Origin of the sequence: Mariprofundus ferrooxydans PV-1 (assembly GCF_000153765.1) — a bacterium.
In the GTDB taxonomy this organism is placed as follows: Bacteria; Pseudomonadota; Zetaproteobacteria; order Mariprofundales; family Mariprofundaceae; genus Mariprofundus; species Mariprofundus ferrooxydans.
This window is the reverse complement of record NZ_DS022295.1, coordinates 630,721-642,885: the sequence shown is the minus strand read 5'-3', so window position 1 is coordinate 642,885 and position 12,165 is coordinate 630,721. Positions and strand designations below refer to the sequence as shown.

The following is a 12,165-nucleotide window of genomic DNA, read 5'->3' as shown; positions in this document are numbered from 1 at the left end:
GGGCTGTGAATCATTCACTTCGTAGTGAACGCAGTTGCTCCTGGATCTGTACCACACGTTCGCGGGTAAGCGGGTAGAACCACATCGACAATATGGCCAGACTCAGAAAAACTACCGGAATGGCCAGATAGGCGACCCGTACCTTTAATAGCGTATCATCTGTCAGCATCGTTTCCTGACCTGCCACACCAGCCCAGGCCAGCAGCGCGCCGCTGCCCAGTGCCACGATGCCGATGGCGCTTTTATATACCAGCGCGAACACCGCACTATATACCCCCTCGCGCCGATGTCCGGTGCAGAGCTCATCCTCATCGCAGATATCGGCAGCAAACGAGCCGTTGACCGCCCAGCAGGCGCACAATCCCCAGGCAGCCACGACGACGGGGATGATCTGCCACCACGGGTGCTCGGGTGTGAACAGCCACCAGCTCGACAGGTAGCCGGTAATGGCGATGGCAAGCCCGCTGAACAGAATACTCTTTTTATCCATGCGTTCACTGGCCCAGGAGATAAGCGGCATGGCGAGAAACTGGCCGCTGACCTGAATCACGGTCATCAGGCCGCCGATCTCTGCCGCCAGCAGTTTGTCACCCTGACAGCAGTAGTAGATGCCGATGTAGGTCATGAACGGCAGCGAGAAGAACAGGCCCATGAAGACGGCAAATACCGAGCCCATCAACATGCGGAAACTCCGGTTGGCTGCCGTCAGCCCTATAGCTTTAAATAGCGGCAGATGATCTCTTTTGCGCTCAATTGCAGCAAAGCGCTCACGGCAGAAGATCGCAGGCAGCATCGTGGAGATCAGTACCAGCAGGCCGATAGCGACACCGACACACCGTGCGCCCAATACCTCATCTCCACCCAGCCATGCGCCTGTTTTTTGTGACCAGAGGTAGAGGTAACCGACCAGCAGGCTGGCGCAGAACGATGCGAGCAGCCGGTAGATCTGCAGGTTGGTGCGCTCGCTGTAGTCGTCGGTCAGCTCAATGCCGAGGCCGGAGTAGGGGATGACGAAAATGCTGAAGCTGAAATAGAAGAGCAGGCAGACCAGCGCAAAGGCCAGAAACATCTGCAGCGATGACCAGGAGATGATACCTAGCTTATTGAGCAGCGGCATATTCAGCACATCACTGGTTGGCAGAATACGTAGCGCCATCGAGACGTTCGTCGCATCGCCGTGTGAAAACAGAGCGCTTACGGTGACGACCTGCGGTATCTGCCAGTTCACAGCTGTGAAGCTCAGTTGTTGCGGATGAATGCTCAGGTGAAGCGGGGCGCTTTTGTCTGTCGTTGTCTGAATGGTAAAGCGGGTAGGGGATTCAGGCTGCCGGTGCAGGATTACGCTGAAATCAGCCGATGAGGCATTGCCGGAGAGCGTCAGATCCCTGTTGCTGACCGTAAACCAGGAGAGTGAATCGTGTAAGCCGGGTTTTTGAACTCCGGCTGTCGCGATGTCGGTATTTGACGCCTGCTGCAGATGTACCGTCACCATCTTCGGTAGTTGCGGCATCAGTGAGGGCAGAAACCAGACGCTGCTGAAAAACAGCGCCATCATCACGGAGCCGATGAGCATCCATGGTCGCCGCCGTCCCCAGCGCGAGCGCGTATTGTCTGTCAGGTTACCGATTGCCGGATCGATGAAGGCATCGGCAATGCGGGAGAGAGACATGGCCAGCCCGATAGCCAGCGTACTCAAGCCCAGCGCTACGTTAAAGATCGGGTAAACCAGCGACAGGATCGCGGCATTGGCAATATTTTCACCGAAACCGCCGACGCCCCATGCCAGCTTCTGTTTTACCGACAGTTTGCCGGCTGCTCTGTCGGAGCGGGGGCGGGAGGGCTCCAAGGTTTCTAGTTCCCCGCCTTCAGATGATCGATGACGGCCTGAGCGGTGGTGAAACAGAGTCCGGTCACGGTATCGGCACAGCCGTAATAGATGGCGATGCGACCGCTTGCTGCATCGGTGAGTGCTGCGCAGGGAAAGGTGACGTTGGGTACATCCCCGACGCACTCATACTGTTCCCACGGTGCGATGAGGAAGTTTTTAGAGCGATGAATGACCTTCCACGGCTCATCCAGATCAAGCAGGGCTGCGCCAAAGCTGTAAACGAAGCCGTTACAGGAGGTTAATACCCCGTGATAGAATAGCAGCCACCCCTCGCTTGTTTCGATCGGGATGGGGCCGGCACCGATTTTGGTGGACTGCCAGCCGCCTGTGCAGCCCATGACATGACGGTGACAGCCCCAGTGCACCATATCCGGGCTCTGGCTGAGAAAAATATCGCCGAATGGCGTGTGTCCGTTATCGCTCGGGCGCGACAACATCATGAATTTGCCGTTGATCCTGCGTGGAAAGAGCACCCCGTTGCGATTGAAGATCAGGAATGCGTTTTCGAGTTGATGAAACTCTTTGAAATCGGTGGTCCATGCCACGCCGATGGTAGGGCCGTGGTAGCCGTTACACCATGTGATATAATACCGATCTTCAATCCATACCACGCGCGGGTCGTAACCGTATTCCCAGCCGTTAATCTCCGCATCTTCATGGATGAAACGGATGCGTTCGGGGTTGATCTGCCAGTGAATACCGTCATCGCTGAAGCCGGCATGTATCTGCATCTCACGTGCCGTGGAATCGCAGCGGAATACTCCGGCGAATTTTCCGTTGAATGGCACGGCAGCGCTGTTGAATGTGCTGTTCGCACCGGGAAACGGGTTGCGGGGAATGATCGGATTGCGGCTATAGCGCCAGACGACCTCCTGTGATCCCTGCGCTCTCTCTTCCCACGGCAGGTTGGGCAAGGGCGCTCCTCCGATGACTCGTACATTGCTCATGTTGTTAGCCCCCTCTCTTTTCTGATGATGCTAACCGCTCCGGTAAGCTGGAGCGGTCCATGGCTGGTACAGACGCCAAACGTGATCTGTACGCAGAATGTTCAGCGCGCGTGCAGATTATGACCGGCAGCGGAATGCACTGTACAGGGATTTATATCTGTTGTGTAAAGTGGGAGAGGCGTAGCGCTGGCAAAACGCTGTTTATTCGGGTGCAGCTCCCGACTCTACGGATGTCCGTAATTTATCTGGCAATGAATTGTGGAATCCCGCGTGCTATTGTGTCGGGATGAATCCAGTCAGCCAACAGCCCATCGATGTGACAGTACAAAGCGAATATGCAGCCGCTCATTCCGATCCTGCACATGATCGTTATGTCTTCATATACCACATTACGATTCGTAACCATGGGGCACAGCCGGTTCAGCTGATCTCGCGGCACTGGTTGATCAGCGATGCAAACGGTCATGTCGATGAGGTGAACGGGGAAGGTGTTATCGGTGAGCAGCCGGTGATCAGACCGGGCGATGCGTACGCTTATAGCAGCTTCTCTGTTCTGGCCACGCCGGTGGGTTGTATGCAAGGCAGTTACCAGATGGTTTCTGCAGATGACACGGCGTTTGATGCGCCGATTCCACCCTTTACACTGGCTTGTCCCGGTAGCCTGAATTGATGCTGCCTGTTCTTTACAGCTTTCGTCGTTGTCCCTACGCCATGCGAGCTCGCATGGCGCTGCTCTATGCCGGCGTGAAGTGTGAATTGAGAGAGGTGGTGCTCAGGGATAAGCCGGCCGAGATGCTGGAAAAATCGCCCAAGGGGACGGTGCCTGTACTGGTCCTGACGGACGGGGCGGTTATCGATGAAAGCCTGGAGGTCATGCAGTGGGCGCTTATACACCATGATCCGGATGGTTGGCTAAAGGCTGATGACCTGTTGCCGGAGATCATCGCGCGCAATGACGGGGATTTTAAATATCACCTGGATCGTTATAAGTATCCCGAACGCTACGCTCCGGAAACGGATGCAGTGTTTCACCGGAAGCAGGCGGAACGCTTTGTTGCCGAGTTGGATGACCGCCTGTGCCAACACAGGTATTTGTGCGGAGAGCAGACAAGTCTGGCAGATGTGGCACTGTTTCCGTTCATCCGCCAGTTTGCAGCCGTGGAGCCGGCGTGGTTCGCAGCAACACCCTACGGGTCCCTGCGTGCATGGTTAGCCGCATGGCAGCAGAGCGAGTTGTTCAGCGCTGCGATGATCCGATATCCCCAATGGCATGCCGGTGATGTGCAGCAGCTGTTGCCGTGTAACTCCTAGTGCTGGTGTCCACCAGGTCCGTGGACATGGCCATGGCTGATCTCTTCCTGCGTAGCATCGCGCACTTCGACGACATCGATAGCAAAATTCATCGTAACACCGGCCAGCGGATGATTGTGATCCACGGTGACCGTGTCATCACCGACTGCGACGACCGTTACCATTTCAGTGGCGCCGCCGGCATTTGCCGTTTGAAATAACATGCCTGCTTCAAGCTGTTCGATATCGCCGAACATATCGCGTCCGACTTCCCTGATAAGACTTTCATCGCGCAAGCCATAACCGTCTTCCGGCTGTACTGTTACCTTAAAGCTGTCACCGGCCTGCCTGCCTTCCATTTGCTCCCGCAGAGCAGGTTTTAAGGCAGCCGAACCATAGATAAAAGCCAGCGGCTCCTGTCCTTCGGTGGAGTCAATCACCTCTCCATCGTTATCAGACAGGGTATAGTCAAACCTGATTACTTTCTGCGGGCCGAATTTCATGAGCTTCTCCGTGTGATGTCATCAGGATTCTCTGCAATGAGAAGAACCTGAACAGAATGGCGGCACACTGCCATATTCATTGCCTTTGGTCGAACAGGCCGAATTGTCCCAATAATAAGTAGAAACCCCGATTTTATCGGGGTTATGGATACACTATCAGCGGCCTGTTTCAGCTCAGCGATTGCCAACACGGAAGGTTGGCGCACAAGCCTATGGTTGTCAGGGCAATCGTATTAAAATGCGCCTTTATTCATTTACTGAATATTCAATCCGTAGCCGTGCCGTAGCTGATCGTAATATCAAGTAAGGACTGCATCAGTATTTACCTGTCCTTTTTGTGATTCGGGGCTTCCTGCCCCTCACCCGTGGGCGAGCTAAAGCCCGTCCAAACGGCTCCTGCCTATTTGTGATTCAAGCCTCATGGCTTTCACCCTACGGGCGAGCTAAAGCTCGTCCAAACGGCTCCTGCCTTTTTGTGATTCAAGCCTCCTGGCTTTCACCCTACGGGCGAGCTAAAGCTCGTCCAAACGGCTCCTGCCTTTTTGTGCCGCCAAAGAAAGGACAAGTATATTTCCAGTTCTAGATCATCCATGTACTCATATTGGTGACTACAATATTTTAATTCGATTGCCCTGCTATGGTTGTAGTTAGTTACTCTGCATCGCGGGCTGCAAGCGCATTGCGTGCAATCACCGAGGCGCCGAGCAGACCTGCATGATCGCCGAGTGTCGTTCGATATACATTGACAGTGCTTCTGAGCGGAGGAATCAGTCGCTCATCCAGCGTCTTTACCAGGGCAGGGTGCAGGAGAGGCCATGCGCCTGTCAGGCCGCCGCTGATCGTGACGTTATGGATATCCAGCAGCTTGATCGCTTCGGCAATGGCAGCCCCCAGATAATGACCTGCTTGTTCAATGATGGTTTTCGCCTGTTGATCGCCTGCGACGGCAAGCTGATAGATCGTCTCGGCACTATGTTGTTCTCCGCTCTCTTCCTTATAACGATCGGATACAGCTGTAGCAGAGGCATAGGCTTCTAGACAGCCGTGCAGACCGCAGCCGCAGAGCCGTTCTTCGGCTACGCGCAAGTGGCCTATCTCCATGGCCATGCCGAATTCACCGCTCCATGCCCGCTTGTTCAGGATCAGACCGCCGCCAATGCCGGTGCCCAGTGTCATATGCAGCAGGTTTTGTGAGCCTCTGCCCGCACCGAACTGATGTTCTCCGAGAGCGGCGCACAGTGCGTCGTTCTGCACGGCTACGGGTAGGTCGAGGGCTTCATGCAGGCGATCAGCCAGCGCCAGTTCGCTGATGTTGGGCAGATTAGGGGAAGCGGCCAACATACCGCTGTCACCGCGAAAAAAGCCGGGGAAGCCAAGGCCGACAGCCGTAATATGATGTTTAAGCATCGGACGCAGCAGACCGGCGATAATGGTGATAATCGCGTCTGCGCTCAGCTCAGGGTCGCTTAGCCGGGCTGTGACGTTATGCTCATGCAGCAGTGTGCCGTAGCTATCAACGACAGCTGCCCGAATATTGGTGCCGCCAATATCGGCAGCCAGTATCAAAGACATCAGCGTTACCGATTTAGCAGTTGATTGTACAAGTGCGCATAGTCCGCAGCCGATGCTTCCCAGGAAGAATCTCTTTTCAGAGCGCGTGTGCGGATATCCGACCAGTGGTGAGGTTGACGGTAGGCGGCTATGGCAGCTTCAAGTGCATGATCAAATGCTTCGGGAGTTGCATCGGTAAAATGGAAGCCTGTGGCATTCTCCGGATTGGAGGTGTGATCGGTGACCGTGTCTTTCAGGCCGCCGGTAGCGCGTACAACTGGCACCGTGCCGTAACGCATGGCCATCAGCTGACCCAGTCCGCACGGTTCGAAACGCGACGGCATCAGGAAGATATCTCCGCCGGCATAGATCTGGCGAGCCAGCGTTTCATTAAAGCCGCGCCAGAAATAGAGGCTGGACGGGTAGGCATCAGCCAGAGCGTGCAGACTATGCTCATCCTGTGGATCACCGGAGCCCAGTACAATGATCTGATAACCACGCTCCACCCATTGGGCTGCATTGGCCAACAGCAGGTCGATACCTTTCTGCTCTGCCAGTCGTGAAATCAACACCAGCAGTGGAGTGTCGGCAGAGACACTCAGTCCGCATTGTTGTTGCAGTAATGCCTTGCATTGCTTTTTACCTGCTATGTTGCCGGCTCCATAGGTGGCGGCAATAGATGTGTCTGTTTGCGGGTTCCATTGATCGATATCCAGCCCGTTGACGATGCCGCTTAACTTGTAGGCATGATTGCGCAGGAAGCCCTCGATATGACAGCCGTACTCCGGTGTCAGGATCTCTTCAGCATAAGTGGGACTGACCGTTGTCAGTGCATCGGCATAGGCAATCGCTGCTTTCATGCAGTTAATCTGGTCGTGAAACTCATAGCCTTCGGGGTGATAATGATGTGAGGGCAGCCCCAGACGGTGAATCCATGTGGCCGGGAAATAGCCCTGATAGGCAAGGTTATGAATGGTATATACGGTTTTTGCACGGGCGATATTCGGTTGGTGCTGGTACTGGGTTTTGAGCAACACCGGAATCATGCCTGTTTGCCAGTCATGGCAATGCAGGATATCAACCGGATGATCCAGCAGGGCGGCAGCTTCCAGCGCAACGCGGTCGAACAACAGGAAGCGCAGCAGATTATCTTCATAGGCGCCGCCGGCTGGTCCGTAGATACCCTCCCGGTCGAACAGGTCATCCTGTTCAACCAGAATGAAACGTAACCCATCGCACTCTGTCTGGTGCAGCGGACAGATGCGCTGCATACCATCAGCCCACATTTCAATGCTCTGATTCATCGGCGTGGTTGTAATACCTGCTTGTTGCAAATGGTGTCGATAGAAGGGGATGATCACTGTCAAATCATGTCCCAGATGTTTCAAGGCATGTGGTAATGAACCGGTTACATCAGCCAGGCCGCCGGTCTTGGCCAATGGCGAGGCTTCAGATGCTATGAATACAATATTTAGTGCTGACATGTGTTTGCTCCCTTCATGATCAGGCGTGAAGACTAGCACATTCCGGGCAGGATGAACTAATGTAAGAATTTTATCGCCGGTATATCTATTACGACATAGAGGGATCATGGCGTGGTGTAATTTATTTGGCCTTCCACCTCCTGAGTCGGTACTATATGTGCATTGTGATGAGTACATGCTGGAGGGGACACGTGTCTGATTTGACGCAACTGAATTCATGGAAAAAGCTGGCGGCGCATGCTGAAGAAATGAAACAGGTACATATGCGTGAGCTGTTTGCGGCTGATGCCAATCGATTTGATACATTCTCTGCGCACTTCAATGATATTCTCGTTGATTATTCCAAGAACATCATTACCAAAGAGAGTATGAAAATGTTGATAGAGCTTGCCAGGGAGTGTGATGTCTCCGGCTGGACGGAGCGCATGTTCAACGGTGAAAAGATCAACAATACCGAAAATCGGGCCGTCCTCCACACCGCGCTACGAAATCGATCGAACAGGCCTGTCATGATGGATGGGCAGGATGTGATGCCCGATGTAAACAGGGTGTTGAAGCAGATGCGTGAGTTTACCGAAGCGGTTCGTTCAGGGGAGTGGCTGGGCAGTACAGGTAAACCGATTACCGATATTGTGAACATCGGTATTGGCGGTTCCGATCTCGGACCTGTGATGGTAACCGAAGCGCTGACGCCGTTTGGTCGCGATATGCTCCATATGCATTTTGTATCCAATATTGATGGCACTCATATGGTGGAGACACTGCGCCATCTGCATAGGGAAACGACACTGTTTGTCATTGTCTCCAAAACGTTCACAACACAGGAAACGATCACCAACGCGCGTACGGCTCGCGACTGGTTCCTTACCCGTGGCGGCAGCAAGACGGCCGTAGCCAAACATTTTGTTGCCGTATCCACCAATGCCCGGGCTGTTGCCGCATTCGGGATCGATCCGGCTAATATGTTCGAATTCTGGGACTGGGTGGGTGGCCGCTACTCGTTGTGGAGTGCTGTGGGACTCTCCATTGCGCTGTATATCGGCATGGATAATTTTGAGAAGCTGCTCTCCGGCGCGCACGAGATGGATGAGCATTTTCGCCATGCTCCGCTGGAGGAGAATATTCCCGTTATTCTGGCTGTGCTGGGCGTGTGGTATAACAACTTTTTTGACGCGGATTCACATGCGTTGTTGCCTTATGATCAGTATATGCACCGTTTTCCGGCCTATTTTCAACAGGGTGATATGGAGAGCAGTGGCAAGCGGGTCAAACATGATGGCACGCTGGTTGATTACTCCACAGGTCCAATCATCTGGGGGGAGCCGGGCACCAACGGCCAGCATGCCTTTTACCAGTTGATCCATCAGGGTACCAAGCTGGTACCCTGTGATTTTCTTGCGCCGGTTGAAACAAAAAATCCGGTCGGGCGTCATCATCCGATGCTGATGTCCAACTTCTTTGCCCAGACCGAGGCGCTGATGCTGGGGAAAACTGCAGAGGAAGTGCGCCAGGAGCTGATCGAAGAGGGGTTGAGTGGCGAAGCGCTGGAAGCGCTGGTGCCGCATAAGGTGTTTCCGGGCAATCGGCCGACCAACTCGATTCTGTTTCAAAAGTTGACGCCGCATGCGCTCGGCAGCCTGATCGCGATGTATGAGCACAAAACATTCGTGCAAAGTGTGATATGGGATGTGAATGCGTTTGATCAGTGGGGCGTGGAGCTGGGTAAACAACTGGCCCGGAAGATTCTGCCGGAACTGGACGACTTTGAAGATACCCATGGACATGACTCGTCCACCAATGGTCTGATTAATTACTATAAAAAGCACCAGAAAGAGTAGGCGCATTGATGTTTTGACGTCTTAATGTGTTGACTTTACACTCGTGGATGAGAGAGGTGCGAAATATGGCGGAAGCAAAAGCAAAACAGTGCACGGTTTATTTTGATGAGCATATTCACAGGGCTCTGAAGCTGAAATCGGCAGGTACAAACCGTTCGATATCGGATGTGGTGAACGAAGCTGTTAAGGCTTTGCTGGCAGAGGATCATCAGAACCTGATGGCTTTTGAGGCGCAGGATTACGAACCGGTCATCAGCTATGAAGATTTACTCAATGATTTAAAGTCGGAAGGGAAAATCTGATTCGGAAGCTGTCACTCCCGCTGGCGTTGTGCTTGCGGTGCGGGTGAATACGCCGTTAAAATACATTCATCTGTGACGCAGATCACAAGCAGTTCAAACAAATGTTTTGCAAGATTGCGACCAATAATTTGTACAGGCTTTGTACACAGGAGCGCTAAATGAAATCCAGACTGTTACTGGCGGGATTCGCTGCCGCGATGACTGTTTGCCAACCCGTATTTTCAGCAGAACCTGGCCATAAAACGGCTCAGGATGCGTTATATCCTGTGTCGCCGTTAATTGTTACCAAGGGCGTGGATAGCATCTACCCCTCAGTGGCTGGCGATTTTATGGTGTATAGCACGATGGTACCGGATCATAGTGGCGTGGTTCGTGTTTCTAAATTCTCTCCCAAGGCGGCAGTGCGCGAAGTAAAGCCGATGGTTGTGGATGAAGCTATCCGATTCGGCGTGGCTGTGCAGGATGGCTCGGTCGGCTATGTCAGTAATCGACTGGGGCCGATTTCCGCCTGGATGTGGCGCGGTCACGGGGAGAGCCACCTCGCTATTATCTCGGGTGCGACCTACCGTGGCGGCGTGATTCCCTATCACCTCAATGCCAGCAGTGATGGTCAGGTCTGGTGCTTTGATACGCCGTTTCAGAAATTGCGCCAGAATGAGATGCTGAGCTCTTTTGGCAAGCATCCGGATTCCGAACTGATCGGACAGCTCTGGCGCACCTATGATGGCGATAACTTCAGAATCAAGGCCGGTTATAAGGCCACCAAGGCAGGCAATGATAATAAATTCGATCCACCATCGCTGTATATACTTGACCGAAAGAGCGGTGATCTGACGATGATTCCCAATGCCTTTGACGGCACTATTTCACCGGATGGACGAAAAGTGATATTTGTGCGTGAAACGAAGGGTAATTACGATCTGTGGATGCAGGAGATCAACGGTGGTGAACTGGTCCAGTTGACCGACTCTCCATTCGGTGATTTTGAGCCGGCATGGAGTCCGGATGGCAGTCGTGTGCTGTTTGTATCGAATCGGGACTCAGCCGGTGCAGTCACCCGCACTTCTATCTATATGATGGATCTGAACACCAACAGTATAACTCGCCTGACCAATGCCAGCCGCGCTGTTGATGGCGGACCTGCGTGGATGGATAAGGATACAGTCGTGTTTCACTCTAATCGCGATCCTGAAAAGCCCCAGACCGAGCTGACGTCGGGCTGGAATATCTGGCAGTTGAAGCTGAAGTAGGGATCAGCGTCTGTGAAGCAATCTTTTGTCAGCCTGACCCTTCTGCTGCTGCTGTCTGTGCCTTCTGCGTCGCAGGCGGCAGATCTGATGGACTGGCTGGAAGAGGCAGGCAAGGCACTGCATACGGATGAGTCGGCTGACGCGGGTGATCATGCCAGCCTGCTGACCCTGGAGCCCGGTGAAAATGAGATGTATCCCAGGGTTTCACCGGATGGTAACCATCTGCTCGTGGTGTCGACGCATCGCGGTAAATCGATTATATCGCAGCGGATGCTTGAAAATGGTGATCCGATCAATGTGGTCAGCGACTACGATCAGCAGGTAATGGATTCAGCCGCATGGTATGGACCGGACAAGGTGACATTTCTTTCCTACCGTGAGAACAGCCTGGATTTATGGGAGAAGCCGGTAGACGGTGGATCAGTCAGAAAGTTGTATCGTCGTCTGGACGGCGAATTGCGATTCCCGGTGCTACTCAACAATGGCGAGATGATTGTTGCGCGCATGACCCCAAAACATGGCACTGCTGTTGGACATCGTGGTAGACAGACAGAGGCCACATTCATCGATTGGGACAGACGTGGTTATCAGTACAACCTTACCCTGATCACTGAGCAGGGGGCTGAAAAGGTGCTCTCTCCCGGCTCTAACCCGGCGCTCTCGCCGGATGGTTCACGCCTGGTATTTACCATGCAGGATGGACATTTCTGGCATCTGTTCATGATGAATACAGACGGCTCGGACCTGGTACAACTGACCTCCGGTGAGCATGTTGATGCCCAGCCTGTCTGGAGCCCCGATGGCAGCTGGATCGCATTTACCTCGAATCGCGGTGATGAGGATGAAGATGATAAAGATGGCGGGCATAGTAGTAAGCAGCAGCGTAATTGGGACATCTGGCTGATCGGTCGTGATGGTAGCAATCTGACGCGTCTGACCACCAACAAGGCCAGCGACGGCGCGCCCAGCTTTGCCAATAATGGCAGAATCTATTTCCATTCGGACCGCAAGGTCAGTCGTGAAGAGAGTAAAAGCCACCAGGTACGCGGAAGAACGTCCGGCTTCCATATCTGGACGATTCTCCTGCCCGCAAAAGTCAGTTGAGTTTTTAC

Annotated in this window: 11 protein-coding genes; 6 read left to right on the top strand and 5 right to left on the bottom strand. The window is 53.6% G+C overall.

The features are described from left to right. Positions 1-10: 10 nt before the first annotated feature. On the bottom strand, positions 11-1,846 hold the full coding sequence (locus tag SPV1_RS09950; protein WP_009851057.1) for an MFS transporter: 1,836 nt from the start codon (positions 1,844-1,846) through the stop codon (positions 11-13). Positions 1,847-1,851: 5 nt separating this feature from the next. Then, a complete protein-coding gene (locus SPV1_RS09945; RefSeq protein WP_009851056.1) occupies positions 1,852-2,835 on the bottom strand; it encodes a glycoside hydrolase family 130 protein in 984 nt (327 codons plus the stop codon). A gap of 286 nt (positions 2,836-3,121) precedes the next feature. Here SPV1_RS09945 and apaG point away from each other — a divergent pair, with 286 nt between their 5' ends. Continuing rightward, the gene (gene apaG / locus SPV1_RS09935; RefSeq protein WP_009851055.1) at positions 3,122-3,505 is read left to right on the top strand and encodes a Co2+/Mg2+ efflux protein ApaG; all 384 of its coding nucleotides are present in this window, start codon (positions 3,122-3,124) and stop codon (positions 3,503-3,505) included. Then, on the top strand, positions 3,505-4,146 hold the full coding sequence (locus SPV1_RS09930; RefSeq protein ID WP_081441986.1) for a glutathione S-transferase: 642 nt from the start codon (positions 3,505-3,507) through the stop codon (positions 4,144-4,146). Before apaG ends, SPV1_RS09930 begins: the two co-directional genes overlap by 1 nt. On the opposite strand, the gene SPV1_RS09925 is transcribed toward SPV1_RS09930, so the two are convergent. The 3 genes from SPV1_RS09925 to glgA form a co-directional block, all read right to left on the bottom strand. After that, entirely contained in the window at positions 4,143-4,628 is a 486-nt protein-coding gene (locus tag SPV1_RS09925; protein WP_009851053.1) for an FKBP-type peptidyl-prolyl cis-trans isomerase, read from the bottom strand. The genes SPV1_RS09930 and SPV1_RS09925 overlap by 4 nt on opposite strands. A gap of 651 nt (positions 4,629-5,279) precedes the next feature. Continuing rightward, complete coding sequence (locus SPV1_RS09920; protein ID WP_009851052.1) at positions 5,280-6,200, bottom strand: ROK family protein; 921 nt, start codon at positions 6,198-6,200, stop codon at positions 5,280-5,282. A gap of 5 nt (positions 6,201-6,205) precedes the next feature. Further along, positions 6,206-7,663, bottom strand: a complete 1,458-nt coding sequence (glgA, locus tag SPV1_RS09915; RefSeq protein WP_009851051.1) for a glycogen synthase GlgA — start codon at positions 7,661-7,663, stop codon at positions 6,206-6,208. Between the two features lie 191 nt (positions 7,664-7,854). Between glgA and pgi the strand changes: the two genes are divergently transcribed. From pgi to SPV1_RS09895, 4 genes are all read left to right on the top strand, one after another. Beyond that, positions 7,855-9,501 carry a glucose-6-phosphate isomerase gene (gene pgi, locus SPV1_RS09910; RefSeq protein WP_009851050.1) on the top strand — a complete coding sequence of 549 codons (1,647 nt, stop codon included), beginning with the start codon at positions 7,855-7,857 and terminating at the stop codon, positions 9,499-9,501. Between the two features lie 65 nt (positions 9,502-9,566). Further along, the gene (locus SPV1_RS09905) at positions 9,567-9,803 is read left to right on the top strand and encodes a plasmid partition protein ParG (RefSeq protein ID WP_009851049.1); all 237 of its coding nucleotides are present in this window, start codon (positions 9,567-9,569) and stop codon (positions 9,801-9,803) included. A gap of 158 nt (positions 9,804-9,961) precedes the next feature. Then, on the top strand, positions 9,962-11,053 hold the full coding sequence (locus tag SPV1_RS09900; RefSeq protein WP_009851048.1) for a TolB family protein: 1,092 nt from the start codon (positions 9,962-9,964) through the stop codon (positions 11,051-11,053). 12 nt (positions 11,054-11,065) lie between these two features. Further along, the gene (locus tag SPV1_RS09895; protein ID WP_009851047.1) at positions 11,066-12,157 is read left to right on the top strand and encodes a TolB family protein; all 1,092 of its coding nucleotides are present in this window, start codon (positions 11,066-11,068) and stop codon (positions 12,155-12,157) included. The last annotated feature ends 8 nt before the right edge of the window (positions 12,158-12,165 follow it).